This is a genomic window from Microtetraspora glauca (genome assembly GCF_040656155.1).
GTDB classification, from domain to species: Bacteria; Actinomycetota; Actinomycetes; order Streptosporangiales; family Streptosporangiaceae; genus Microtetraspora; species Microtetraspora glauca.
In genome coordinates this window covers 31,543-56,966 of sequence record NZ_JBFALK010000013.1, presented here as the reverse complement: position 1 = coordinate 56,966, position 25,424 = coordinate 31,543, and the positions used below count along the sequence as shown (strand labels likewise).

The window sequence follows — 25,424 nt, the reverse complement described above, 5'->3', positions numbered from 1 at the left end:
GGTCCGGTAAGCGGGATGCGATCGGTCCGGTAGGCGGGACGGCCGTCATTCCCAGCGGAACATGCGGGTGGCGGCGAACCCCGCGACCAACGTCCAGCCGAGGAGGATCGCGAGGTGCGACAGCGCGGGCGCGTGCCCCGCCATCGTGTCCCGCAGCGCCTGGCCGAACGCCCCCGTCGGCGTGATGTCGCTGACCACGCGCAGCGCGGACGGCATGAGCTCGCGCGGAAGCCACATGCCCCCGAGGAACAGCAGGGGGAACATCACCGCGGCCCCCGCCCCCTGGACGACCCGCGAGTTCGGCGACACGGCGGCCAGACACAGCCCGACGGCGAACATGGCGACCGAACCGAGCAGGAACACACCGGCGAACGCGGCGAGCTGCCGGGGGATCGGCACGCCGAGCACGATGTGGCCGAGCGACAGCGTCAGGGCCGTGCTCAGCACGGCGACGACCGCGTTGATCACGATCTGCGCGACCAGCAGGGCGCTGGGCCGGACCGGCGTGGTGGACATCCGCCGCAGCACGCCTTTCTCCCGGTAGGCGACCAGCGCCGAGGGAAGCGTGCTCAGCGCCAGCGTCACGACGGAGAGCAGGACCATCATCCCGGGAAGCTGTGTGTCGATGACCCGCTCGCCTCCCATCGACGGATCGGCGTCGCGGAAGCCGGGGATGGAACCGCCCAGCACCAGCAGCAGTGTGGCGGGAAGGACGGTCGCGAAGAACACCGCGGCCGGTTCGCGGAGGAACAGCTTCGACTCGGTGAGGATCAGTTGCTTCTGGACCAGCATCGGGGTTCTCCAGGAGTCACGGTGAGGATGTGAGGAAAGCCGGGTCCGGCGGTGACGGTCGCCGGCGTGGGAAGCCGGGTCCGGCGGTGACGGTCGCCGGCGTGGGAAGCCGGGTCCGGCGGTGACGGTCGCCGGCGTGGGGAGCCGGCTCCGGAGCGGCTTCGGTGTTCGGAGCCGGGCGGCGGGACGAGCTCCTCACCCGGGGGCGTGGCCGGTGAGCGCGAGGAACGCGTCGTCGAACGTGATCCGCTCGGTGCGCAGACCGGCGAGCTGGTCCGGGGGGAGCGCGCCGACCACCGCGGCGAGCAGATCGCCCGTTCCGGTGACGATGACCTCGTCACCGTCCCGGTGGACGCCGGTGACCTGGGGCAACGCCGTGAGCGCCGTGACCTGGGCCGTGGACGTCAAGACGATCCGCTGCTCGCCGCCCGCTCGCGCGATCAACCCGTCAGGGGTGTCCACCGCCAGGACGCGCCCCGAGGAGATCACCGCGACGCGGTCGCACAGCCGCTCGACCTCCTCCATGAAGTGCGTGACCAGCAACACGGTCACGCCCATCTCACGAACGCGGGAGATCAGCTCCCAGGTGTCCCTGCGAGCCTGGGGGTCCAGGCCGGTGGTGAGCTCGTCGAGAATCGCGACCCGCGGGTTGCCGACCAGGGCGAGCGCGATGGACAGCCGCTGGCGCTGGCCGCCCGATAGTTTGGCGAAGGCCGCACCCGGATCGAGACCGACCTCGGCGAGCAGTGCCCGCCAGTCAGCGGGCCGGGAGTAGAACGAGGCGTACAGCGCCAGCGCCTCCCCGACCTTCAGCTTGTCCGGCAGCGAGCAGTCCTGGAGCTGGACACCGATCTGCTCCTTGAGATCGCGGATGGCGGTGCCGTACTCGATCGTCCCGCCCGAGGGGGTGCGCAGCCCGGCGACGCATTCCACGGTGGTCGTCTTGCCCGCGCCGTTCCGGCCGACGATCCCGAAGATCTCGCCCTCCTCGACCGAGAACGACACGTCGTCGACCGCGACCTTCTCGCCGTACGTCTTGCGGAGGTTGTGGACGGAGATGATTGCCATGCACAACAAGCTAAAACTGCCGTGATCTGCGCGGAATGCGGCCAAGTGCCCGACCCGGATGGACTTTCCCTCCGGGGGAGGGTGTACCTAGGCCCACCCTGACAAGGCGTCTCGGACCACTCCCGGCGTCCGTGTCCTGCGTACACACTGAAGTGCATGAACCGACGCACTTTGACGGCGCTGGCCCGCGGAGCGGGGCTCCTGGGCATGGCAGTCCTCGGACAGCTCGTGGGTCTCGTGATGCTGGTGGCCATCGCGCTCAGCTTCCTGATCGGCTTGGTGTTCGTGTTCTCCCCGGCGGTGCGGCTGACGCGAGCGACGACGCGACTCCAGCGACGGCTCGCCGCCGAGTGGTCGGGCGTGACGATCGACGAGCCCTACCGGCCGGCGCCGCCGCCCCCGCAGCGGCAGCGGGACGGCTGGTACCGCGAAGGTCGCAACCTGTACAAGACCCCCCGCGTGCCGGCGTTCAACCGGCGGCTCAGCTGGCTCGTGAACGATCCCGCGACCTGGCGCGACTTCGCCTACCTCATGGTGAGTCCGTGGAGCTCCGGCCTGATCGTGGGCATCCCTTTGCTGCTGGCCGTGACCGGGGTCCCCCAGTTGGTGGACGGCAACCTGGCCGGTCTCCTTCCTCTCGTCGTCGCGCTGGTCACCGCCCCTGCGGTCGCCCCCTGGAGCGTGCACGTCCACGGGCAGATCGCGCACGCCCTGCTCGCGCCGACCGAGAAGGCCAGGCTCGCCCAGCGGGTCAGCCACCTCGCCAGGACACGGATCGACGCGGTCGACTCGCAGGCGGCCGAGCTGCGCAGGATCGAGCGCGACCTCCACGACGGCGCACAGGCGCGGCTGGTCGCGATCGGCATGACGATCGGCGCAGCCGAGCAGCTCATCGATTCCGATCCCGCCGCCGCCAAGGCGCTGCTCGCCAAGGCGAGCGAGGCGTCGGCCACCGCGTTGCGTGAGCTCCGCCAGGTCGTGCGGGGCATCCACCCTCCGGTTCTCGCCGAGCGTGGGCTGGGCGACGCCGTACGCGCGCTCGCCCTGGACACCCCGCTCACGTCACATGTGACCGTCGATCTGCCCAACCGTCCGGACGCTCCGGTGGAGTCCGCCGCGTACTTCGCGGTCAGTGAGCTGCTCACCAACGCCGTACGGCACGGCGACGCGACCGAGGTGTGGATCGACATCAGCCACCAGGGAACGGCCCTGCGCGTCACCGTGACGGACGACGGCAGGGGCGGGGCCGACCCCGAGCGGGGAACCGGGCTGCGGGGGATCGAGCGCAGACTCGCGGCGTTCGACGGCGTGCTGGCGGTGAACAGCCCGGTCGGCGGCCCGACCACGGCGGCCTTCGAGCTGACCCGCGCGCTGGAGGAGACGATCCCGTCGCTTCCGAGGTGGAAGCGGACGATCCTCGGGCTGTGCTGGGGGTTGTGCTGGCTGCCGCTGTTCCCGCAGGGACTCGTCGCGATGGTCATGAAGCTGGTCGGCAGCCCGGAAAGGTCCTGGTTCCTCGCGCTCTACCTGCCCGAGCCGCTCCAGTGGCCGGTGATCATCGGGATGATCTGCCTGGGCGGCGTCATGCTGGCGACCGGGGTGACTCTCGCAAACCAGGCCAAGCGTGCCAAGGTGGACGCGTGCGCGTCGTCATAGCCGAAGATCTCCATCTCCTCAGGGAAGGGCTGGTCGCCCTGCTCCATGCCCATGGGTTCGAGGTGGTCGCGGCCGTCGAGTCCGGCCCGGAGCTGCTGACCGCCATGCTGCGGGAGCGCCCCGATGTGGCCGTCGTGGACGTGCGGCTCCCGCCGACCTTCACCGACGAGGGGTTGCAGGCCGCGCTGGCCGCGCGCCGCGAGATCCCCGGCCTGCCCGTGCTCGTCCTCTCCCAGCACGTCGAGCAGCTGTACGCCAGGGAGCTGCTGGCCGACGGCTCCGGCGGCGTCGGCTATCTCCTCAAGGACCGGGTCTTCAACGCGGGCCAGTTCATCGACGCGGTGCGCCGGGTGGCCGACGGGGGCACGGCCATGGACCCAGAGGTGATCGCCAAGCTGCTGGCCAGCAACGCGCGGAGCGAGCCCGTCGGCCGGCTCACCCCCCGCGAGCGCGAGGTCCTGGAACTGATGGCCGAAGGCCGGTCCAACGCCGCCATCGGGCAGCGGTTGTTCCTCAGCGACAGCGCGGTGGGCAAGCACACCGCGAACATCTTCACCAAGCTGGAACTGGCGCCCTCCGATGACGACAACCGTCGCGTGCTCGCCGTACTCACCTTCCTGAACGGCAAACAGGCCCCCTGAGGAGCCTGTTCGCAAAGATGGGTCAGGGGAGCAGCAGGCCCCAGTAGAGCGCCCAGGGGACGAACAGGACGCCCCCGGCGATCAGTACCCGCTCGCGGAGCCGCGCCGTACGCCACTGCGTGGCCGCGACCGCGGTCGTGACGAGGGTCGTGAAGGCCAGGAACTGCACGACCAGCCACAGGATCGGCCGACCGGCGAGCAGCGGGCCGAGGTCGATGCCGTGGCCGTTGGCGGAACCGAACATCGACACGACCGAGTAAATGAAGAGGGGTACGCCGACGAGACCGGACGCCGCGAGGATCCGGGCGGGCCAGGAACCGCCGGCGCCACCCCGGCGGCGACGGACCAGAGCGGCCACCGGATAGGTCATGAACGCCGCGACCAGCAGCACCAGCACGAGGAGCTGGGCCTGCCAGCCCTCCCACCACGCCGACTCCGGGAGCGGCACGCTCCTGGCCGGCTGCGCGGGCAGCGGGTCGGCGCTCGACGCCGGGAGGTGTCCGCCGGTGACGTCGCGGACCCAGGACCCCACGGTCTCGGCGTAGCCGGGCACCAGCTCGTCGGCCCCCTCACGTCCCCCGGCCCACAGCGCGTGCGGGGCGCCGGGGAAGAACCTGATCGTCACACTTCCCGGAATCGTCGCGCGAAAGATCTCCGCACTCTCCGCCGGGGGGACCTGGTCGTCCTCGGCTCCCCACAGGGCGAGCACCGGCTGTCGGATCTTCTTCAGCGTCGGTATGGGGTCGTAGTGAGCCTCGGGGAACAGCCCGGCATCCGCACCGAAACGGTAGAAGTTCCTGTTGAGCAGGTCCTGGACCGAGCCCCGGATACCGGCCCTGTCCACCTTGTTGGTCATGTTCCACGCCTGAGTGCGCAGCGGCTCCAAGCCGGGCCCGCCCACCGTGATCATGAACTTGATGTCCGAGGCACGGGTGACGGCGAGCGGCGCCACCCAACCGCCTTCGCTGAGGCCCCAGATGCCGGCCTTCGCCGGGTCCACCTCGGGACGGTCCCGTAGGACGGCGAAGGCCTTCAGCGCGTCGTCGGCGAGCTGGGAGTAGTCCCGCTTCATCTTGGAGTAGCCGACGCTCCGCTTGTCCGGCGCCAGCACCACCATGCCCTGCTTGGCGAACTCCTCGGCCTCCTTCTGGAGCTCGCTCCACCGGTTGCCCTGGCCCGACCCGTGGACGAGGAGCAGGCCGGGCAGCCTGCCGGTGGCGTGCGCGGGTTCGAAGATCCGCCCGCCGAGCGTCTGCCCGTCGCTCGTGCGGAAGCTCACGTCAGCGGTCTTGAGCCCGGCCGCGCCTGTTGTCGTGGCCCTCGTGGTTGTCGTGGCCCTCGTGGTTGTCGTGGCCGTCGTGGTGGCGCCGGCGTCCGCGACGGCGGTCTTTGTGGCGGCCGTGTTCGAGATCTTCGCGGCGGCGGCCTGTGCGGCGGTGGCGGGGACCATCACGGCGGGCGCAGCGGCGGCGAGGGCCAGCGTGAGGTACGCGGCGCCAAGTGTGATCTTCAAGGGCTGCTCCGGGGATGCGAGACATCGGGAAAGGCCATGTGCGCGACGTGAAGTGACATCGGGTGACATCGGGTGACATCGGGTGTCTTAGGGCAAGGTGAAGCGACTTCGGGGACTTCGGGGACTTCGGGCGACAGAGGGCGACATGGAGGAGTCGTCCATCACATCGCCCGTCGCGTCGTTCATGGCGTCGCCCGTCGCGTTGCGGAACGCGATGTCCTCATGGTTTCCCGGCGAGGCACTCCGTGAGATCGCCGGTGCGAGCGGTCTTCCCGCTCCGTAACGTGACGGATGCCTCCCGGAAGGAGATCCCTCGCGCGAGGGAGGGATCCGCGTGGTACGCCCGCAATACTTGGGCGCTATGTCACTTATGGTGCGACTTCGGGCGCTTCCTCCACTCGGGGTCGACGCCGTACTGACGGCTGTGGTGCTCGCCGCCCAGTCGGTCCCGTTCTTCTACACGAGGCGGATGGCCGGCCCGGAGCCGTGGACGGTCCTCGAGTACCTCCCGGTAGTAGGCACCGCGCTGCCGCTGATCGTGCGCCGTAGATACCCCTTCGCCGTGCTTCTGGCGATCCTCATGGCGACCGCCGCGTACTCGCTCAACGATCCGGACATCCCCGCGCAGCCTCTCTGGTACGGCCAGCTCGTCGCCACGTACACGGTCGCCCAACTCGCGCCGCGCTGGCAGCGCCTGTTGATCATCCTGGCCATGGTGCCGGGTGTGGCCGTCACGGTCGGCTCGGTCCCCACCCTGGTCCGCGGCCTGCTGACATGGGCCGCCGCCTACGCCCTCGGCCGGGCGGTAGCCGTGCACCAGACGTACACGAAAGTCTTGGAGGACCGGGCCGCCCAGCTGGAACGCGAGCGCGAGATCGAGGCGGAGCGCGCCGCCGAACGTGAGCGGGCCAGGATCGCCCGGGACATGCACGACATCCTCGCCCACGCGGTCAGCATCATGGTCGTACAGGCCGAGGCCGGCCCGGTCGCCGTACGGACCAATCCGGACCGGGCGGAGGCCGCCTTCGACGCGATCGGCGCGGCGGGCAGGGAGGCGATGGCGCAGCTCCGCCGGATGCTCGGCCTGTTGAAGGAGACCGAGGGACCCAGGGACCCCCAGCCGACGCTCGACCGGATTCCCGAGCTGGTCGGCAGAGTTGGCGAGACGGGGCCACGGGTGTCGCTGACGACCGCGGGGGAGCCGCTCGCCCTGTCTCCGGACGCGGAGATCGCCGCCTATCGGATCGTCCAGGAATGCCTCACCAACATGGTCAAGCACGCCGCCGCCACCGAGGCGGAGGTCAGGCTCGACTGGTCGGAGGACGCCCTGGTCATCACCGTCACCGACGACGGTAGAGGCGCCGCTCCGAGCACCCGCGAGCGTGGCCGCGGCGGGCCGGGCAGCCCCGAGTCGCGCGGCGCCGACTTCCTACGCCGCACGCGTCTACGCGGCACTGACCTGCGCCGCGCAGATCAACGCGACACCGACCTCTCGGGTGAATTCGGCGTCCAGCGGGGCACGGATCCGCGCGGCACCGACCCGCGCGGCACCGACCTCTCGGGCGGGTCCGACGTTCAGCGGGGCACTGATCTGCGCGGGCCGGGATTCTCCGGTGGTAACGGGCTGATCGGGATCAGGGAGCGGGCTGCGGCCTGCGGCGGCATCGCCACTTTCGGTACCCCACCCGGCCGCGAACGCGGCTTCCAGGTGTCCGTACGGCTTCCCCTCGCAAGCGCGTAAGACTCCCGCGTAGAAGCTCGAGTAGGCGCCACGCAGGAGCCCGCAGCCCTGAAACCAGCCTGGGGAAGTGCCCACGGAAGCGGCGGCAGGCGGGCGGAGCAAACGGTCACGGAAGAGGCGGGCGGAGGTAGCGGCCACGGAGGAAACGGGCGCTCAGAAGAAGCAGACACGTAACACGTAAGAAGTGAGCGCGGCAGGAGCACACAAAGAAGAAGCAGAGGGGAGGAGGAAGTGGGCAGGAGAGAGCAGATGGCGGAAGGAACGGGCCAGAGGAAGCAGGCGGTCGGGCAGATGGGCGGAATGAACGGGCAGGAGGGAGCCCGTCCGGGTAGTTCCCGTGTTGCCCGGTTTGGGTGGGATTCTGGCAAGGTGACCACGTGACCATCAACCTTGTGGTGGCCGACGACCAGGAACTGGTTCGCAGCGGCTTCGCCATGATCCTCGACTCCCAACCAGACATGTCCGTGGTCGCGGAGGCGGGTGACGGAGCCGAGGCGATCGAGGCGGTCCGCCGTCACCGGCCCGATGTACTGCTGCTCGACATCCGCATGCCCCGCATGGACGGCATCGAGGCCGCCCGCGTGGTCTGCGGCGAGACCGGCACGAAGGTCCTCATGCTGACCACCTTCGACCAGGACGACTATGTCTACGACGCCCTGCACGCGGGGGCGAGCGGCTTCCTCCTCAAGGACGTCCGCAGGGACGACCTCGTGCACGCGGTACGCGTGGTGGCGGCGGGCGATTCCCTTCTGGCCCCGGCGGTGACCCGCAGGCTGATCGACGACATGGTGCGCAGCAGGAGACGTCCCGCGGTGTCACCGGTGGGACTCGACGTTCTCACCGAGCGTGAGCGGGAGACGCTGCTCCTCCTCGGGCGCGGCCTCTCCAACGCCGAGATCGCCGCCGAACTGGTGGTCAGCGAGCACACGGTCAAGACACACGTCAGCAACGTGCTCACGAAACTGGGTCTGCGCGACCGGGTCCAGGCCGTCGTCGTCGCGTACGAGTCCGGCCTTCTGCAGCCGGGAAACCGCTAGGGGCGTATCGCCCCGCCTGCCATAGGTTTCGGCGGCAGCTTCGCGCCGAGCATCTGGAAGACGATGAGGAGATCGGCTCGGCTTGCCACGGTGGCCCGGCTTGCCACGGTCGCCCGGCCTGGCGTGATCGCCCAGCCGGTGCCGACGCCGCGGCGGAGATCCGCAGGATCCGCCCTTGCTGGAAAGCATCACCGGAAAGCATCAGTGGGAGGCGTTCTGTCGGTGCCGCCCGGTACCTTTACCAGGCAGGTACGGCGTGCACAGGAGGTCCCGTGAAGTTTCAGGTGAACCGTGATGTCCTCGCCGACGCGGTGGCGTGGGCGGCCCGTGTCCTGCCCGGGCGCCCGGCCGTGCCGGTGCTCTCGGGTCTGCTGCTGGAGGCGGGGGACGGCCTGCGGATCTCCGCGTTCGACTATGAGGTCTCGGCCCAAGCGGTGATCGAGGCCGACGTGGCCGAGCCCGGCCGAGCGCTGATCCCGGGCAAGGTGCTCGCGGAGATCACCAGGAGCCTGCCCAACGAGCCCGTGCAGATCGCCCTCGACGGCGCCGAGGCCCTGCTGACCTGTGGCAGCGCCGAGTTCGGCCTGATCACCATGCCTGCCGAGGATTTCCCGTCTCTGCCCGTGATGCCGCCGAAGATCGGGGCGGTCGGCGGGGGTGTGTTCGCCACCGCGATCGGCCAGGTCGCCGCCGCGTCGAGCCGGGACGAGACGCTCCCCATGCTCACCGGCATCCGCATCGACGTCGACGGTGTCACGGTGTCCATGGCCGCCACCGACCGCTATCGCATCGCGGGGCGCGACTTCCTCTGGCATCCCGCCCGGGACGGAGAACAACACGCCGCGGTGGTGCCCGCCAGGGTGCTGGTCGACGTCGCCCGCTCGCTGCGGGGCGGCGAGGTGTCCATCGGTCTGGGCGACAGCGTCGCGGGGTTCGAGAGTCAGGGGCGCACGACCACGGTCCGGCTGCTCGACGAGCAGTTCATCGACTACCGCTCCCGGCTCACCAGCGACTGGACCATGCACGCGGAGGTGCGGGTCGCGCCCTTCATCGAGGCGATCAAGCGGGTGGCCCTGGTGGCCGAGCGGAACACGGCGATCCGGCTCTCCTTCTCCGCGGGCGAGGGAGGTTCGGCCGACGGCAGGTGCCTCATCCAGGCGGGTGGGGGTGACATCGGCCGTGGTGCGGAGGTCGTGGACGCCCAGTTCACGGGAGACGACATCCAGATCGCGTTCCAGCCGCACTTCCTGCTCGACGGCCTGGCCGGGGTGGAGACGGAGCACGCCCGCATCAGCATGGACTCGCCCACCCGGCCGGCGCTCATCTCCAACGAGGGCGACGATCCCGACTTCCGCTACCTGGTGATGTCGCTGCGTCAGGGCTGATGCCCCCGGCCCGGGGGCATCCCGCGAGGTCCGGGCGTCAGCCCGCGAGGTCCTGTGAGTCGGTGAGCGCGATCAGGATGTGCTCGATACAGGCGTGACCCGCCCGCTCGGCCGCCGCGGCGTCTCCGGCCGCGATCGCGCGGACGATGGCGTCGTGAGGGATGTAGTTCTGCTTGAGCGAGCCGCCCGCCGCCGCGATGCTGGCGCGCAGCGCCGCCGCGAAGTCGCCGTACAGGTCCATCAGCACCTGGTTGTGCGTCGCCTGGACGACCGCGATGTGGAAGGCCAGGTCGGCCTCCACGAACGCGTCGACGTGCCCGCCGGCCCAGGTCTCCTCACGCTTGGCGAGGGCCTTCTCGATCGCCTCGATGTCCGCGGCCGTGCGCCTGGTCGCCGCGAGGCGGGCGGCCTCCACCTCGAACGCCCGCCGCACTTCCAGGATCTCCAGCTGCTCGGCGGCACGCAGCCGCCGGGCCATGGCGCCGGACAGCTCGCTCGTGGCCCGGACGTAGGTGCCGTCGCCCTGACGGCACTCGAGCAGCCCGGCATGGGTAAGGGCTCTGACCGCCTCGCGCACCGTGTTCCGTCCGACGCCGAGGTGCTCCGCCAGTACGGTCTCGGTGGGGATCTTGGCGTTCATCTGCCAGGCCCCAGAGGTGATCTGCTCCTTGAGCTGATCGATCACCTGGTCGACCAGTGATGCCCGTTGCGCAGTACGCAGGCTCACATCCGCCTCCTCGGGGGACAGTCATCCCATGAGTCAATGACCGGTCGACCCTAATTATTCCAGAGCCCCCGAACGAGTCGCGAGCTCAGGGGAGACTTATCGAACGAGTGCCGCCGATGCGGTTGATCCGGGCATGTTGGCGCGGACTCCGACGGCTTCAAGGGCTCTACGATACGCCCTGGCCTGCTCGTCGCCAGAACCGGCCTGGCCCCAGAGGTCGCCCAGCTGGCGCCAGGCGCGAGCGGTCTCCCGGTCGATGCCCGCACTCACGGACTCCAGCAACTCCTGAGCCTGCCGGAGGGCAGGAAGGGCGTCCTGGGAGCGTGCCAATGCGATCTCGGCCAGCACCAGATGGGCCGTGGCCGGCACCGTCCCCCGTACCCCGCTCAGAAGGTTGAGCGCGCGGGCCGCGAAATCCGACGCCGTCTCCGTGTCACCCGAGCGGAAGCGCACATGGGACAACACGATAAGGCTGCGTGCGTGCTCCAGCACCCGGCCGGGGAAACCGGCGAAGATCGTCGTCGCGGACGTGGCGAACTCGTTGGCTCGGTCCAAATCGGCGTCCACTGGGCCCGCCGTGGTGGCCCTCGCCCAGTTCATCGCGATACGGGCGAAGCGGAGCGCCAGCCGTCCGGACCTTCCGGTCGCGATCGCGTCCTCCGCGAGCTGTACGGCGAGGGCCGAGTCCTCACCCTCGGAGGCGGTGACGCTGGCCTGCCAGAGAGCCATCACCTCGTCGCTGCGGTCGGCGCACTCGTGGGTCTCATGCGCGGCCAGGACGCGCTCGACATAGGGAAGGCCGGTCTCCGTCTCGGCGAGCGCGTCGGCGAGCTCCATCGCCAGATCGCCCTGGTTGATGCCGAGTGGTTCCACCTGCGACAGCGCCAGCGCGCCCAGATCCTGAGCGCGCAGCATGTCGCCCGCCCTCTGGTAGCAGCGGCACAGCGCCACGGTGATGGGGAGATCGGCGAGGCGCTCAGGGTGCGCGGTCGCCTCCCGGCGCAGCCGCTCGTATGCCTCCACCGCGGATCCGGTGAGGCCCTGGGCCTCCAGCGCGCGCGCCAGACCGAGCTGGGCGTGCGCGGCGAGCATGGCGTTCTCCTCGCCGGCTGCCTTGACAATGTCGCCGAAACGGTCGGCCGCAATTGCCGGATCGCCGTGGAAGAGCTCGAGCTGGGCGTGGCGAAGCCCCAGCTCGGTGTCGATGCGTTGCCGTGGTTCGATCCCGTGCAGGAGGAACTCGGTGGTGCACCCGAGCCGTTCGGCGAGCAGCCGCGCCACGACTGGCGTCGGCGTCCGCTTTCCGGACTCGATGAGCGACACATAACTGTCGGAAAGGTCGGGTCCGGCCAGCTGGGCCTGAGACATGCGCCTGCTCAACCGCAGTCCGCGGACGCGGTCACCGATGGTTCCCTGACTCGGCATCTGATCTCTCAGGGCGGGAAAATGGTCAATGGTCACGTCATAATGGCATGAAGCTAGCGAATCGTGTAACCCTCGGTCAGGAATCGCCGCGGTGAAGGTTCGATCACAGCTTCACGACTCATCAGTCGTCCCCGTCGTCCTTGCTCGGGAAGATCATCTGACAGACCTCGAGATACAAGGTCTCCGGGTAGGGGATGTAGGGAACCGACCGGAGGGCCTGATCCTGGCCGGCCGACTCCATGACGAATTCTCCGTAACCGAGCATCCGGCCCAGCAGTGAGCGCTGGAAGCTCATGTCGGTGACTTTCGCCAGTGGCATCATCGCGACCTTGCGAGTGATCAGGCCCGTGGTGAGGAGCATGCGCTGGGACGTGACCACGAAGTAGTCGACCGACCACTCCGCGACCTTCCAGACGAAGCGGATGAGGAGCAACAGCCAGGCCCACCAGACGATGACGAGCGCCTCGCCGCCTCCGGCGTCGCTCAGCCATTTGCTGAGCAGACCCGCCAGGATGAGGCCGCCGAAGATCTCGGCGACCGGCCTGAGGAGCACGGCGGGGTGGCGCCGCACCATGATGACCTGGTGTTCGTGGGGGAGGAGGTAACGGTTGACCGACGACGGGGCGGAGTCCCCGTGGGTCACTAGTCTCATGTCAGCCGAGCGAAGAACTGTGCCATCGAGTCTGCCGCCTTCACGACGCCGTTCACAGCTCCCTGTACGGTTTGCGCTGCGTCAGTCGGCCTCGACAACAGGTAGAAGGCCACCAGCCCGATCGCGCTCCACTTGAGAATCTTCTTGCCCTGCACCGCCGTCACCACTCCCATGACCAATAGATTACCCAGGCGCCTACTTCGGTAAAGCGGTAAAACCGGAAGAACCGGCTTCTGTGTCGACGGTCTATCCGCGCCCTTCGGCGGCCACGGCGAGAACCTGAAGGTGCTTGCGCGCGATCCGCTCCACCAGTGCGGGATATGCGTGGCCGGTGACCTCGACGGCCCCGTGATGGGCGACCTCGATACACCGCGTCACGGTGGCGGCCGGGTGAACCCCCGCGAACTCGTCCCTGAGCGCGGCCTCGACCAGCTCGTAGCGTCCGCCATGCGGAAGCTGACTCATGACTCCCCCTGATGAGCGGTCCCGGCGAACGGGAACGCAAAGACACGTCGTCATTACTCTACGTACCCAACCGGGTACATGACGTAACTAGACGCGGGAAAGTCTGCGAAAAATCAGACGACGCCGTAGAGGCGGTCTCCGGCGTCGCCGAGGCCCGGGACGATGTACCCGTTCTCGTTGAGGCGCTCGTCCATGCCCGCCGTCACCACGCGGATCGGCTTGCCCGAGCCCTGGAACATCTCGTCCAGGTACGCCACCCCTTCGGGCGCCGCGAGCAGGCAGAGCGCGGTGACGTCCTCGGCGCCGCGGTCGAAGAGGAACTGGATCGCCGCGCCGAGCGTGCCGCCCGTGGCCAGCATCGGGTCGAGCACGTAGCACTGACGGCCGGAGAGGTCCTCGGGAAGGCGGGTGGCGTAGGTCTGCGCCTGGAGCGTGGACTCGTCGCGGATCATGCCGAGGAAGCCGACCTCGGCCGTGGGGAGCAGGCGCATCATGCCGTCGAGCATGCCCAGGCCGGCCCGCAGGATCGGCACGACGAGGGGAGCCGGGCGCGCCAGCCGCACGCCGTGGGCGGGGGCGAGGGGGGTCTGCACGGTCACGTCCGTGATGCGGACGTCTCGGGTCGCCTCGTACGCGAGGAGCGTCACCAGTTCGTCGGCCAGGCGGCGGAACGTCGGCGAGTCCGTACGGACGTCACGCAGCGTGGTCAGCTTGTGGGCGACGAGGGGATGGTCAACGACGAGGCTTTCCATGCCACAGAAGGTACCGTCCTTCGCAATAGGGACGAACGTCACCGCCGGTTTTGATCACAATTTGGCGCGGAAGCCGTACGGTGGGGACCGGATTCTGGGACGATTGCCTGACGTTGGGACCGCATCGGTGGGGATGACGATGACAGACGAGGACGCGCTGGACTTCGCCATCGTGGTCTATCGCGAGGATGACCGCTGGGAAGCCGAGATGCTGCCGGTGGGACTGACCTCTGATCTGCACGGGCTGATCCATGCGCTTCGCCAGACGCCGAGTATGGGCACCACGATTGGCCTTGTCGCCGTGGGGGATGACTTCTTCGTGGCGCTACGTGTCTTTGGTGAGCGTGTGAGCGTTTTCCTGTCAGATATCACTGCTTCCTGGGACTGGCCGCTCGCGCAGCAGGTCCTTGAATACCTCGATGTCCCCGTCCCAGAAGAGGAAGAGCTGGACAGCGTGCTACCCGCCGGCGATCTGTCGATCTTCGCCGACCTGGGGCTCGACGAGATGGAGCTCGGCGCGCTCTCCGGAGACCTCGACCTGCTTCCCGATGAGGTGCTGTCCAGCATCGCCGCGCGGCTGGGCTTCTCCCAGCCGTTTGAACGTGCCGTCGACGCCGCCATCGGCTGACCTCGGAGCCCGGCCATGCCCTCGAGATCCAACCTCTTCTCCGCCGCCTTCGTGAAGGTCGACGGCGGCTGGACCGGTGCCGAGGTCGATCTCGGCGCCGCCGAGATCGCCGACGACCTGGGCGACGCCGTGCAGGAGGCGCTCGCCCTCGAAGGCGACGAACTCGTTCTGCTCTGTGTCGAGGTCGAGGACGAGTGGTTCGCCATCGTCCGCTATGAGAACGACCTGGACCTGCGGGTGTTCCTCTCCGATGCGCAGGCCGGACTGACCGATCCGCTCGGCGAGATCTTCACCGAGCTCGCCGGTGTCGCGGTCGACAAGGAGGCCTCCGATCTCGGTGTGCGGCCCGCCGGCGACTTCGAGCTGCTCGCGGACCTCGGGGTGAGCTCCGACGAGCTTCTCGAGCTGAGCATGGAAGAGGGCCTGCCCGCCGACGTCCTCTCCGTGATCGCCGAGCGACTGGCCTTCGCCGACGAGCTCGACCGCTTGCGGTGACCGGACCGTCCTCGGAGTTCGAGGCGGCCATGCGGCTCGCGCTCGCGCAGGCCGTACGCGCTGGGGAGCGGGGCGATGTCCCCGTCGGCGCCATCGTGCTGGACGCCGACGGCGCGATCCTGGCAGAGGCGGGCAACGACCGGGAGGCCGCCGGGGATCCCACCGCCCACGCGGAGATCCTGGCGCTTCGCTCCGCCGCCGCGGCGCGCGGCGAGTGGCGGCTCAGCGGGTGCACGCTGGTCGTCACCCTCGAACCCTGCACGATGTGCGCGGGCGCCGCCGTACTGTCCCGTGTCGATCGCATCGTGTACGGCGCGGACGACGACAAGGCGGGGGCCGTGGGTTCGCTCTGGGACGTCGTGCGGGATCGTCGGCTCAACCACCGGCCCGAGGTCGTGCGCGGGATCCTGGCCGCGGAGTGTGCCGCCGTGCTGACGGACTTCTTCGCCGAGCGCCGGCTCTGAAACCGATGCGCGGGCATGGGTGTTTGTCCGGTAAGCTGATCCGCGGTGGCGTCGCCTAGTGGCCGAGGGCGCACGCCTCGAAAGCGTGTGTAGGGCAACCTACCGTGGGTTCAAATCCCACCGCCACCGCCAGCAAGAAAGAGCCGCTGACCTGCGTGTACAGGTCAGCGGCTCTTTTGCTTTTACCCCCATAGGGGCACAGCGGTGACATCCCCTCCGCCGACGGGACGCCGATGGCATCCATCGAGGAACGGATCAGCAAGGCGGGTATCAAGAGCTGGCGCGTCGCCTGGCGCGAAGGCGGCACCCGCGCTGGGGCCCGCGACGGCGAAACCTGCTACGACCGGCGTACGGCCAGGATCTGCAAGGGCCTCGTCGAGGCACACGGCGACCGACGACCCGAGGGCTACCCCGAAGGGCTGCCACGGCATGGGCACGGGCGACCGCGTCGCCCAGGAGGCCGAGACACCCGACCCGGCTCCGGGACGACGGGGACGAATACGACGTAGCGGGTCAGAACTCGGCCAAAGCGAGCCGGCGGGCCGGCGGCCGCGGCGAGCATCCCGCCCGACACGGGCGACGGTGCCGCCCCATCTGCGGACGGCGACGACGAGAGCACATAGAAAGGCTCCCCGCTTGGTCTGGTTGGCCGTCATCGACCAGGCGGGGCGGGCGGCCTCCGCGCCTGCCAGGTGCGGGACGCGCACGGAGGCCGCCCTATCCCTGAGACTGGACGCGCTCCGCCGCGCACAGCGGCGGGCAGAGGAAATCGCGCTCGGCGAGTAGCCAGATACGACGAAGATCCCGCCCCTCATGGAACGCCATGGAACGCCAGGAACGCCATGGAACGCCTCTTTTGAGAGACACCTCCAAAAAGGGGACAGCACATGTCACTCAGAAGAGTCATGATCGGGGTGGTCCTGGCCATCGTGGCACTGGCCGGTGCCACCGCCCCGGCCTCGGCCGCCGTCCAGTCCATCGCCGGCGCCCAAGAGACCCAGGAGTTCGAGGGGAACGGGGCCGGCCTCAAGCCGCCCCCAGCGATCACGATGGCCCGGGCCGACGCCTACGCGCAGGCCGCCGCCGCAGGGTTCACCAGCATCCAATGCCAGGGGGTCAGCTCGACCCTCGACTTCGACGGGATCGTCTACGTGGCCACGATCACCATCTCGTGTAGCCGCTGAGCACAACGCGAAGGCACCCCCGCCCGAAGGCGGGGTGCTCTTGCCAGGACCGGCAGATCCCAAGCCCACGCTACGCGCGGGCGCGCGTCAGGGCATCTGAAGAGATACGCAGGGGTACCCGTCAGTGCCATACCGTCCACACCCCTGAGGCGTGCGGTTGCTGCCGGGTACGCGCTTCCAAGCACGACGGAACCGCCTCTGCCCACCTGTGAAGGGTGAGCAGGGGGGGCTCCTCGAGGGCGCGGCCTACTGGACGCGCCGGATCCCGGCACTCCTCGCCGCGGTGTAGGTCGGCTGGGACTTCCAGCCCAGCAGCAGGTCGGCGGCTCTCTTTATCGCGCTGTTTCGGGTTGTTTCGTGTTCGGTATTCGCGGGTGCCGGTTCCGGCGGCCGCCGGTCAGTGTGCGAGTTCGAGCACCCGGGCGTGCAGCACGGAACGCTGGTGGAGCGCGGCGCGCAGTGCCCGGTGCAGGCCGTCCTCAAGGTAGAGGTCGCCGTTCCACTGGACCACGTGGGGGAACAGGTCGCCGTAGAACGTGGAGTCCTTGGCGAGGAGCGAGTGTAGATCCAGAACCGCCTTCGTGGTGATCAGCGTGTCCAGCCTGACCTGACGCGGAGGGATCTGGGCCCATTCGCGATTCGACAGGCCGTGCTCGGGGTAAGGGCGTCCGTCGCCGACCAACTTAAAGATCACGGTACGTAGTCTAGGAGAGAAAGCCGCGCCTCGACCTCCGGGATCTCGTCAGACGGCTCCGGAGAAGGTGTCGCAGCGGCGCGGATCGCCGGTGCTGTAGCCCTTCTTGAACCATTTCATTCGTTGGGCGGACGTGCCGTGCGTGAAGTTCTCCGGGCTGACTCGACCCCGCGCCTTCTCCTGGATGCGGTCGTCCCCGACGGCGGCGGCGGCGTCGAGCGCCTGCCGGATGTCGGTGTCGTCGAAGGGCTTGGCGTAGAAGCCGGTGCTCACGGCGTTCTTCGCCCAGACACCGGCGTAGCAGTCGGCCTGGAGCTCAAGCCGTACGGACCCGCTCGATGCTCCCTGGCCGGTGCCTTTTGCGATGTCGCCGAGAAGGTTCTGCACATGGTGGCCGTACTCGTGGGCGATCACGTACGCCTGGGCGAACGGGCCGCCCTCGGCGCCGAACTGGCTGTGCAGCTCGTCGAAGAAGCCGAGGTCGAGGTAGACCCGCCGGTCGGCGGAGCAGTAGAAGGGCCCGACCGAGGAGTCGGCGGCGCCGCAGCCGGTCCGGATGGCGCCGTTGAACAACGTCGTCTTGGCCTGCTGGTAACCGTCGACCTGGCCCTTCCAGTACTTCTGGAGGCTGTTGACGACTCCGACGACCCGGCACTTCTCGGACTGGTCGGCATCCGCGCCGGTCTTGCACTGGGCGGACAGATCGCCGGACCGCCCGGTCTGCGCGGGTGGGCTGTCGTCGCTCAGGAGCTTTGACGGGTCGACGCCGAAGACCAGGGCGAGGACGAGCACGACGATGCCCACCGCTCCGCCGCCGATCGCGAGCCCGCCACCGCGTGACATGCCGCTCGAGCCGACATCGTCCACCTGTGACGCGTCGAGTTCGGCCCGGTCATCGAAATCCATTCCGCGACGCTCCCCAGTGTGCGCGTGGTCCTCATGCGCATGCCGATGTTAGCCACAGCCGTGATGCCCCGCATGTACGAGATCATTACTACTTGTCGGTTGTCCTCGGCGGACTGGCGATCATCGCGGAATTCGCCGGCGGGTGGGCTTCCCGGGCCTCGCCGTCATCACCCGCAGGCTTCTTGGGGTGCGGTACGAGCAGCTCCTGATCCGAGACGCGTCACGTGAGCCGCCAGGCGTGCGGGGAGCGAAGGTCGCGGCGATTGAAGGTCATGGCGAGCGAAGCGAGACCCGAAACTGGTCCGGACAGCACGAAGGGCCCGGCTGTATCGGTCCGGGCCCTTCGTGTTCTTGCTGCTCAACCAAGCGCGGAGGATACGAGATTCGAACTCGTGAGGGGTTGCCCCCAACACGCTTTCCAAGCGTGCGCCCTAGGCCAACTAGGCGAATCCTCCGCCGAAAAGCTTAGCGGACTTTCCGACATGTGGTGACCACAGTTTTCCGGGCGTCGGCATCCCCTGGGAGTGGTTAGACTGTCTGCGGACCCCTCGCGCGGCGTCATCCTGTGAACCTCCCCAGGGCCGGAAGGCAGCAAGGATAAGCGGGCTCTGGCGGGTGTGCGGGGGGTCTCTGAGTTTGGGAAACCGCCGGCCGGGTCGACCCCCCGAGGAGACGGCATGAGTCTTGCGCTGTACCGCAAGTACAGGCCCGGGACGTTCGCCGAGGTCAAGGGGCAGGAGCACGTCACTGAGCCGCTGCGCCAGGCGTTGCGGAGCGGGCGGATCAACCACGCCTACCTTTTCAGCGGTCCCCGCGGTTGTGGCAAGACCTCCAGCGCCCGCATCCTCGCCCGCTCCCTGAACTGCGAGAAGGGCCCGACGCCCGACCCCTGCGGTGAGTGCGAGTCCTGCGTGGCCCTGGCTCCGACGGGTCCCGGCCACCTCGACGTCATCGAGATCGACGCCGCGTCCCACGGTGGTGTGGACGACGCCCGTGACCTGAGGGAGCGAGCCTTCTTCGCCCCGGTCTCGGCGCGCTACAAGATCTACATCATCGACGAGGCGCACATGGTGACCCGCGAGGGGTTCAACGCGCTGCTCAAGCTCGTCGAGGAGCCGCCGCCACACCTCAAGTTCGTCTTCGCCACGACCGAACCGGAGAAGGTCATCGGGACGATCAAGTCCCGGACCCACCACTATCCCTTCCGGCTGATGCCGCCGGCGACGCTGCGCCAGCTCATGGAGGAGATCCTCGGCTCCGAGTCCGTGCCGTACGAACCGGCGGCGCTGCCGCTCGTGGTGCGGGCGGGCGCCGGGTCGGCCCGTGACTCGCTGTCGATCCTCGACCAGCTCCTGGCCGGCGCCGACGACGCCGGCATCACCTACCAGCGCGCGGTGTCCCTGCTCGGCTACACCGACGGCGACCTGCTCGACGAGGTGATCGAGGCGTTCGCCAAGCGGGACGGCGCGGCGGTGTTCCAGACCGTCAACCGGGTCATCGAGGGCGGCCACGATCCCCGGCGGTTCGCGATGGACCTGCTGGAGCGCTTCCGTGACCTCGTGATCCTCGCCAACGTGCCGGAGGCGGCGGGCAACGGCCTGCTCGACCGGCCCGCCGACGAGTTGGAGCGCCTGCAGGTGCAGGCGTCCTCCATGGGCCCCGCCGAACTGACCCGCGCCGCCGAGGTCTTCAACACGGGGCTGACCGAGATGCGCGGCGCGACCTCGCCGCGGTTGCTCCTCGAGCTGATGTGTGCCCGGGTGCTGCTGCCCGCCGCGGCGCAGGGCGAGGCCGCCCTGCTCGCGCGGCTCGAGCGCCTCGAACGCGGCGGTGTGTTCCAGCAGGCCGCTCCGGTGCCGGGAGCACCGGCCCCGGCGTACGCACCGCCCGCAGCCGCTCCCGCGGCTCCTGCGGCCGCCGCTCCGGTCGCTCCCGCGGCTCCGGCCCCTGTGGCGTCCGGAACTCCCGGCGGTACGGCCTCCGCGCCCGAGCCCCAGGACGACTGGCCGGCCGCGGCACGGCCAGGCGCGCCGAGCGCGCCCTCGCAGGAGGAGGCCCCCTCCGCCGCTCCGGCGGCGGTGGGCGGCCCGGTCCAGCAGTCCTGGCCCAGGGTGCTCGACGCGATCAAGAACAGGCAGCGGGTCGCCTGGATGATCCTCAACGCCCAGGGCCGCCTTCTCGGCGTCGACGGCAACCTCGTGACCGTGGGATTCGAGAAGCCCGGTGACGTGCAGGGATTCCTCAAGGGCAAACGCGACGAGGTGGTCGCCGCCGCGCTCGGCGACGTCATGGGCGGCACCTGGCGGGTCGACGTGGTCGTCGGCGGTACCGGCCCGGCCGGTGGTGCGGCCCCGCGTGGCTCCGGCGGCCCCTCGGGCGCGCCGGGCCCCGCCGACACCGGCTCGCGGGCTCCGTCCCGGCCCTCCGGTTCCGGTCCGGCCGACACCCCGGCGCGTACGCCTTCGGCGGGTCCGGGAGAGGGCGCGTGGAACGCGGCGGGCACCAGCGACGCGGGCGCCACCGGTATCGCCGGCAACACCGGCAGTCCAGCCAGTGCGGCCAGTCCAGCGGGCGCAGCCAGAACCGGCGACGCGGGCGACGCGGGCGACGCCGGAGGCGCGGCTCCGACCACGGACGAGTCGTGGCCGGACGCACCCTCGGACGACTTCGACGGCCCGACGGGCGGACCAGGTGGATCAGGTGGATCGGGGGCTCCCCGGGCCACGGCCACCGGCCCGGGCCTGGCGGCGGCCCGGTCGGCTGCCAGGGCGGCCGCTCAGGCGGGCCCGCGCCAGGCGTGGCCCGAGTCGGTTCCCAGCCGGGCGAAGCCGGGCCAGGAGTCGGACGACGTCGATCCACGGGGCGACGCGGACGCCGACGGTGACGAGCTCAGAGGCATGGCGCTCATCCAGCGCGAACTCGGTGGCCGTGTCATTGAGGAAATCGACCACTCCTGAGAGGCGCACGCCGCCATGCTGGGGTGCGTTTACCCGGAACACGCACATGCTCCGGTATCAGATCCGCGGCAAACGCCGTAGGCTCGTCGCGACGACAAGTCGCTGGATGCCGAGGAGCGCACGAACGTGAACCCTGGAGATGTCAACCTGCAGCAGTTGCTGGAGCAGGCCCAGCTGATGCAGCAGCAGCTCGTCACGGCCCAGCAGGAGCTCAGCGACGCCGAGGTCGAGGGGACCGCGGGTGGCGGGCTCGTGGTCGCGACGGTCAACGGCAGCGGTGAGCTGCTCGAACTGAAGATCAGTCCCAAGGCCGTCGACGCGGGCGACCCGGAGGAGACGGTGGAGACGATCGCCGACCTGGTCCTGGCCGCCGTACGCGACGCGGTCCGGGCCGCGGCCGAGCTGCAGCAGGAGAAGCTCGGCCCGCTGGCACAGGGACTCGGAGGCGGGCTCGGCCAGCTGCCCGGGTTCTAGAAGATCATGTACGAAGGGGTCGTCCAGAATCTGATCGACGAGCTGGGGCTGCTGCCCGGTGTCGGTCCCAAGAGCGCGCAGCGCATCGCCTTCCACCTGCTGGCGGCGGATCCGGCGGACGTGAAGCGGCTGGCGCACGCGCTTCTGGAGGTCAAGGAGCGGGTCCGGTTCTGCCGTGTCTGCGGCAACGTCGCGGCCGAGGAGGAGTGCCGGATCTGCCGCGACCAGCGCCGCGACCCGCATGTGATTTGCGTCGTCGAAGAGTCGAAGGACGTCGTCGCGATCGAGAAGACCCGCGAGTTCCGCGGTCGTTACCACGTGCTCGGCGGTGCCATCAGCCCGATCGACGGCGTCGGTCCCGACGACCTGCGGATCCGCGAGTTGATGACTCGCCTGGCCGACGGCCAGGTCACCGAGCTGATCCTGGCGACCGACCCGAACCTCGAGGGCGAGGCCACGGCCACCTACCTGGCCAGGCTCGTCAAGCCCATGGGGCTGAAAGTGACACGACTGGCCAGCGGTCTGCCGGTGGGCGGTGATCTCGAGTACGCCGACGAGGTCACCTTGGGCCGCGCTTTCGAAGGACGGAGGCTGCTGGATGTCTGATGAGTGGGGCGCCTTGGCGGAACGGATCGCGGGGCACGCGCAGAACTATCTCGACGGCCTGACCCGGCTGGCGAGCGGTGAGGGCGGCGACGCCATCCTCCCGCTGCTGCTCGTCGAGGTGGCGCAGGTCAGCCTGGCCGGCACCCAGCTCGGCGCGATGCAGGACGTGATCCTGCAGGGCAACTTCGAGCCGGCGTTGAGCGAGGACCCCGACGTCGATCCTCTTCGTACGGCTCTCGCCGCCCGGCTCGGCCCGGTGGACGACTACGCCGAGGTGTTCGACCCGTACAAGGACACGGTGGTCACGCCGTACCGGCTGTCGGACGACCTGGCCGCGGTGGCGGCCGACCTGGTGCACGGGCTGCGGCACTACCGCGCCGGGCGCCCACTCGAGGCGCTGTGGTGGTGGCAGTACTCCTACTTCAACACGTGGGGCAACCACGCGGGCGCGGCGCTTCGCGCGCTGCACGCGCTGGTCGCGCACACCCGGCTCGACGTGGTCGAGGAGAGCACCGTCGTCTGAACGTCGCAGCGTTCACAGAGCGACCCGCACAGCGGTCCACACGATGATCATCCACATGGTGAGCATGTTCCATCGGGCTGGTGAGACCCGCCAGTAGACTGTGAGCTCCACGTCCTGATTCGTTCGGAGAGTTCCAGTGGCGCTCGTTGTCCAAAAGTACGGTGGTTCGTCCGTCGCCGACGCGTCCTGCATCAAGCGGGTCGCCCAGCGGATCGTCGCGACGAAAAAAGCCGGCAACGACGTCGTCGTGATCGTTTCCGCCATGGGTGACACCACCGACGAGCTGCTGGACCTGGCCAAGCAGGTGTCGCCGCTGCCTCCGGCCCGCGAGCTGGACATGCTGCTGACCTCTGGCGAGCGCATCTCGATGGCCCTGCTGGCGATGGCGATCGCCAACCTGGGTCACGAGGCGCGGAGCTTCACCGGCTCCCAGGCCGGGGTGATCACCGACTCCACGCACGGCAGGGCGCGCATCATCGACGTGACGCCCGGCCGTATTCGGGAGGCGCTCGACCTCGGCCGGATCGCGATCGTGGCCGGGTTCCAGGGGGTCTCGCAGGACACCAAGGACATAACGACGCTCGGCCGCGGTGGTTCCGACACCACGGCGGTCGCCCTCGCCGCCGCGCTCGAGGCCGACGTCTGTGAGATCTACACAGACGTGGACGGCATCTTCACGGCGGACCCGCGCATCGTCCCTACGGCCCGGCAGATCCCGCGGCTCTCCTACGAGGAGACGCTGGAGATGGCTGCCTGCGGCGCCAAGATCCTGCACCTGCGCTGCGTGGAGTACGCGCGCAGGTTCAACGTCCCGATCCATGTCAGAAGCTCGTTCAGCGCCAAGGAAGGCACGTGGGTCTACTCAGGCCCCAAGACCGAAGGAACCGAGATGGAGCAGCCGATCATCTCCGGCGTCGCGCACGACCGGAGCGAGGCCAAGATCACCGTTGTCGGGGTGCCCGACAAGATCGGAGAGGCTGCCGCCATCTTCAAAACGCTGGCCGACGCCGAGGTCAACATCGACATGATCGTGCAGAACGTGTCGGCCGCCGCGACGGGGCGTACGGACATCTCCTTCACGCTTCCGACGAATGACGCGCAGACCGCGCTCACCGCGCTCAAGAAGATCCAGAGCCAGGTGGTGTTCGAGTCGCTGCTGTTCGACGACCAGATCGGCAAGGTCTCGCTGATCGGCGCGGGGATGCGGTCGCACCCCGGCGTCACGGCGAAGTTCTTCAGCGCCCTGGCCGACGCCGGGGTCAACATCGAGATGATCTCGACGTCCGAGATCCGGATCTCGGTGATCGTGGGACAGAACGAGGTGGACGCGGCCGTCAACGCCGCGCACTCGGCGTTCGATCTGGACGCCGACGAGGTCGAGGCAGTCGTTTACGGAGGTACCGGTCGATGAGTCGTAAGCCCACCCTCGCGCTCGTGGGCGCGACCGGTGCCGTGGGCACCGTGATGCGGGACATCATCTCGGGCCGGGAGGACATCTACGGCGAGATCCGTCTCGTCGCGTCCGCCCGGTCGGCCGGCAAGATCCTGCCGGTTCGCGGGGAGGACATCGTCGTCCAGGCCCTGACCCCCGAGGTGTTCGACGGTGTCGACATCGCCATCTTCGACGTGCCCGACGAGGTGTCGGCCGAGTGGGTGCCGGTGGCGGCCGAGCGCGGCGCGATCGCGATCGACAAGTCGGGCACGTTCCGGATGAACCCCGAGGTGCCGCTGGTGGTGCCCGAGGTCAACCCCGCCGACGCGCGGAACCGGCCGCTCGGGATCGTCTCCACCCCGAACTGCACGACCCTGTCGATGATGGCCGCCATGGGCGCCCTGCACAGTGAGTACGGCCTGCGCGAGCTGGTCGTGGCGTCCTACCAGGCGGTCTCCGGAGCCGGTGTGGCCGGCCCCGCCCGCCTGTACGACGAGGTCGAGGCGCTGGCGGGCGACCGCACCGCCGGGCAGACCGCCGGTGACGTGCGCAAGACCCTGCAGAACAAGCTGGGCGACGCGGAGTCCCCGTTCCCCGCGCCCATCGCGTTCAACGTCGTGCCGTGGGCCGGGTCGCTGAAGGACGGCGGCTGGGCGTCGGAGGAGATCAAGCTCCGCAACGAGTCCCGCAAGATCCTCGGCATCCCGGACCTCAAGGTGTCGGCCACCTGCGTCCGCGTCCCCGTGGTCACCACGCACTCGCTGGCCGTGCACGCGACCTTCGAGCGCGAGATCACCGTGGCTGACGCGCACCGCGTCCTGGCCGCCGCGCCGACGGTCGTCCTGATGGACGACCCGGAGAACGGCGTCTGGCCCACCCCGGTGGACGTCGTCGGCACCGACCCGACCTATGTCGGCCGGATCCGGCAGGCGCTTGACTTCCCCAACACGCTGGACCTGTTCGTCTGCGGCGACAACCTGCGCAAGGGGGCGGCGCTGAACGCCGCCGAGATCGCCGAACTGATCGCGGCCGAGTTCACCGGCTGAGTCCGCGAGAACCGAGTTCGCGAGAAGAGTTCGCGAGAACCGAACTCATGAGAACCGAGTTCGCGAGAGCCGAACTCACCGGCTGATCCGGCGACCGCGCCGGCTGGCCGTTCCCGGCCCGGCACAGGAGCTCCTGTGCCGGGCCGGGTGATATCCGGGGC

At 69.4% G+C, this 25,424-nt stretch carries 26 protein-coding genes, 2 tRNA genes and 1 other RNA gene; 17 read left to right on the top strand and 12 right to left on the bottom strand.

Features of this window, described 5'->3' with window-relative positions:
- Positions 1–45: 45 nt before the first annotated feature.
- Complete coding sequence (locus tag AB0I59_RS23205; protein ID WP_358135917.1) at positions 46–792, bottom strand: ABC transporter permease; 747 nt, start codon at positions 790–792, stop codon at positions 46–48.
- Between the two features lie 195 nt (positions 793–987).
- Positions 988–1,860, bottom strand: coding sequence for an ABC transporter ATP-binding protein (locus AB0I59_RS23200; RefSeq protein ID WP_358135914.1), 873 nt, complete (start codon positions 1,858–1,860; stop codon positions 988–990).
- Positions 1,861–2,016: 156 nt separating this feature from the next.
- On the opposite strand from AB0I59_RS23200, the gene AB0I59_RS23195 reads away from it, so the two are divergent.
- Positions 2,017–3,516 (top strand): sensor histidine kinase, encoded by a 1,500-nt coding sequence (locus tag AB0I59_RS23195; RefSeq protein WP_061256163.1) that lies wholly within the window; start codon positions 2,017–2,019, stop codon positions 3,514–3,516.
- The gene (locus AB0I59_RS23190; protein WP_061256165.1) at positions 3,501–4,157 is read left to right on the top strand and encodes a response regulator; all 657 of its coding nucleotides are present in this window, start codon (positions 3,501–3,503) and stop codon (positions 4,155–4,157) included. The genes AB0I59_RS23195 and AB0I59_RS23190 overlap by 16 nt, the downstream gene beginning before the upstream one ends.
- Positions 4,158–4,179: 22 nt before the next feature.
- On the opposite strand, the gene AB0I59_RS23185 is transcribed toward AB0I59_RS23190, so the two are convergent.
- A complete protein-coding gene (locus AB0I59_RS23185) occupies positions 4,180–5,670 on the bottom strand; it encodes an alpha/beta hydrolase family protein (protein ID WP_358135910.1) in 1,491 nt (496 codons plus the stop codon).
- Between the two features lie 370 nt (positions 5,671–6,040).
- On the opposite strand from AB0I59_RS23185, the gene AB0I59_RS23180 reads away from it, so the two are divergent.
- From AB0I59_RS23180 to dnaN, 3 genes are all read left to right on the top strand, one after another.
- The gene (locus tag AB0I59_RS23180; protein WP_358135907.1) at positions 6,041–7,411 is read left to right on the top strand and encodes a histidine kinase; all 1,371 of its coding nucleotides are present in this window, start codon (positions 6,041–6,043) and stop codon (positions 7,409–7,411) included.
- A gap of 377 nt (positions 7,412–7,788) precedes the next feature.
- Complete coding sequence (locus tag AB0I59_RS23175) at positions 7,789–8,448, top strand: response regulator (RefSeq protein ID WP_358135904.1); 660 nt, start codon at positions 7,789–7,791, stop codon at positions 8,446–8,448.
- Between the two features lie 272 nt (positions 8,449–8,720).
- Positions 8,721–9,833, top strand: coding sequence for a DNA polymerase III subunit beta (gene dnaN, locus AB0I59_RS23170; RefSeq protein WP_061256174.1), 1,113 nt, complete (start codon positions 8,721–8,723; stop codon positions 9,831–9,833).
- A gap of 37 nt (positions 9,834–9,870) precedes the next feature.
- On the opposite strand, the gene AB0I59_RS23165 is transcribed toward dnaN, so the two are convergent.
- From AB0I59_RS23165 to upp, 6 genes are all read right to left on the bottom strand, one after another.
- Complete coding sequence (locus tag AB0I59_RS23165; RefSeq protein WP_061256176.1) at positions 9,871–10,560, bottom strand: FadR/GntR family transcriptional regulator; 690 nt, start codon at positions 10,558–10,560, stop codon at positions 9,871–9,873.
- 96 nt (positions 10,561–10,656) lie between these two features.
- Positions 10,657–11,985 carry a helix-turn-helix domain-containing protein gene (locus AB0I59_RS23160; protein ID WP_061256178.1) on the bottom strand — a complete coding sequence of 443 codons (1,329 nt, stop codon included), beginning with the start codon at positions 11,983–11,985 and terminating at the stop codon, positions 10,657–10,659.
- Between the two features lie 121 nt (positions 11,986–12,106).
- A complete protein-coding gene (locus AB0I59_RS23155) occupies positions 12,107–12,637 on the bottom strand; it encodes a PH domain-containing protein (RefSeq protein WP_061256180.1) in 531 nt (176 codons plus the stop codon).
- A complete protein-coding gene (locus tag AB0I59_RS23150) occupies positions 12,634–12,810 on the bottom strand; it encodes a hypothetical protein (RefSeq protein WP_228641787.1) in 177 nt (58 codons plus the stop codon). Before AB0I59_RS23150 ends, AB0I59_RS23155 begins: the two co-directional genes overlap by 4 nt.
- Positions 12,811–12,883: 73 nt before the next feature.
- A complete protein-coding gene (locus AB0I59_RS23145) occupies positions 12,884–13,102 on the bottom strand; it encodes a hypothetical protein (RefSeq protein ID WP_061256182.1) in 219 nt (72 codons plus the stop codon).
- Between the two features lie 113 nt (positions 13,103–13,215).
- Entirely contained in the window at positions 13,216–13,854 is a 639-nt protein-coding gene (gene upp / locus AB0I59_RS23140; protein ID WP_061256184.1) for a uracil phosphoribosyltransferase, read from the bottom strand.
- A gap of 139 nt (positions 13,855–13,993) precedes the next feature.
- Between upp and AB0I59_RS23135 the strand changes: the two genes are divergently transcribed.
- From AB0I59_RS23135 to AB0I59_RS23115, 5 genes are all read left to right on the top strand, one after another.
- Positions 13,994–14,482 carry a tRNA adenosine deaminase-associated protein gene (locus tag AB0I59_RS23135; RefSeq protein WP_374462274.1) on the top strand — a complete coding sequence of 163 codons (489 nt, stop codon included), beginning with the start codon at positions 13,994–13,996 and terminating at the stop codon, positions 14,480–14,482.
- A 15-nt stretch (positions 14,483–14,497) separates the two neighbouring features.
- Complete coding sequence (locus tag AB0I59_RS23130) at positions 14,498–14,977, top strand: tRNA adenosine deaminase-associated protein (protein ID WP_061256188.1); 480 nt, start codon at positions 14,498–14,500, stop codon at positions 14,975–14,977.
- Between the two features lie 29 nt (positions 14,978–15,006).
- Positions 15,007–15,441, top strand: coding sequence for a tRNA adenosine(34) deaminase TadA (gene tadA / locus AB0I59_RS23125; RefSeq protein WP_061256302.1), 435 nt, complete (start codon positions 15,007–15,009; stop codon positions 15,439–15,441).
- Positions 15,442–15,485: 44 nt separating this feature from the next.
- A tRNA-Ser gene (locus AB0I59_RS23120) sits at positions 15,486–15,573 on the top strand.
- Positions 15,574–16,328: 755 nt separating this feature from the next.
- On the top strand, positions 16,329–16,625 hold the full coding sequence (locus AB0I59_RS23115; RefSeq protein ID WP_358135896.1) for a hypothetical protein: 297 nt from the start codon (positions 16,329–16,331) through the stop codon (positions 16,623–16,625).
- A 397-nt stretch (positions 16,626–17,022) separates the two neighbouring features.
- On the opposite strand, the gene AB0I59_RS23110 is transcribed toward AB0I59_RS23115, so the two are convergent.
- The 3 genes from AB0I59_RS23110 to AB0I59_RS23100 all read right to left on the bottom strand — a co-directional run bounded on the left by AB0I59_RS23110 (position 17,023) and on the right by AB0I59_RS23100 (position 18,680).
- On the bottom strand, positions 17,023–17,319 hold the full coding sequence (locus AB0I59_RS23110) for a type II toxin-antitoxin system VapB family antitoxin (RefSeq protein WP_061256192.1): 297 nt from the start codon (positions 17,317–17,319) through the stop codon (positions 17,023–17,025).
- Positions 17,320–17,367: 48 nt separating this feature from the next.
- The gene (gene ypfJ, locus AB0I59_RS23105; protein WP_061256193.1) at positions 17,368–18,225 is read right to left on the bottom strand and encodes a KPN_02809 family neutral zinc metallopeptidase; all 858 of its coding nucleotides are present in this window, start codon (positions 18,223–18,225) and stop codon (positions 17,368–17,370) included.
- Between the two features lie 369 nt (positions 18,226–18,594).
- Positions 18,595–18,680, bottom strand: a tRNA-Ser gene (locus AB0I59_RS23100).
- 84 nt (positions 18,681–18,764) lie between these two features.
- Here AB0I59_RS23100 and ffs point away from each other — a divergent pair.
- The 7 genes from ffs to AB0I59_RS23065 all read left to right on the top strand — a co-directional run bounded on the left by ffs (position 18,765) and on the right by AB0I59_RS23065 (position 25,263).
- Positions 18,765–18,860, top strand: an RNA gene (ffs, locus tag AB0I59_RS23095) — signal recognition particle sRNA small type.
- 42 nt (positions 18,861–18,902) lie between these two features.
- On the top strand, positions 18,903–21,182 hold the full coding sequence (locus AB0I59_RS23090) for a DNA polymerase III subunit gamma and tau (RefSeq protein WP_358135893.1): 2,280 nt from the start codon (positions 18,903–18,905) through the stop codon (positions 21,180–21,182).
- 126 nt (positions 21,183–21,308) lie between these two features.
- Positions 21,309–21,656, top strand: coding sequence for a YbaB/EbfC family nucleoid-associated protein (locus tag AB0I59_RS23085; RefSeq protein ID WP_228641799.1), 348 nt, complete (start codon positions 21,309–21,311; stop codon positions 21,654–21,656).
- A gap of 6 nt (positions 21,657–21,662) precedes the next feature.
- Positions 21,663–22,262, top strand: coding sequence for a recombination mediator RecR (recR, locus tag AB0I59_RS23080; RefSeq protein WP_061256196.1), 600 nt, complete (start codon positions 21,663–21,665; stop codon positions 22,260–22,262).
- Positions 22,255–22,785 carry a DUF5063 domain-containing protein gene (locus AB0I59_RS23075; RefSeq protein ID WP_061256198.1) on the top strand — a complete coding sequence of 177 codons (531 nt, stop codon included), beginning with the start codon at positions 22,255–22,257 and terminating at the stop codon, positions 22,783–22,785. Before recR ends, AB0I59_RS23075 begins: the two co-directional genes overlap by 8 nt.
- A gap of 136 nt (positions 22,786–22,921) precedes the next feature.
- Positions 22,922–24,196, top strand: coding sequence for an aspartate kinase (locus AB0I59_RS23070; RefSeq protein ID WP_061256201.1), 1,275 nt, complete (start codon positions 22,922–22,924; stop codon positions 24,194–24,196).
- A complete protein-coding gene (locus AB0I59_RS23065) occupies positions 24,193–25,263 on the top strand; it encodes an aspartate-semialdehyde dehydrogenase (protein ID WP_061256203.1) in 1,071 nt (356 codons plus the stop codon). Before AB0I59_RS23070 ends, AB0I59_RS23065 begins: the two co-directional genes overlap by 4 nt.
- Positions 25,264–25,424 lie beyond the last annotated feature (161 nt).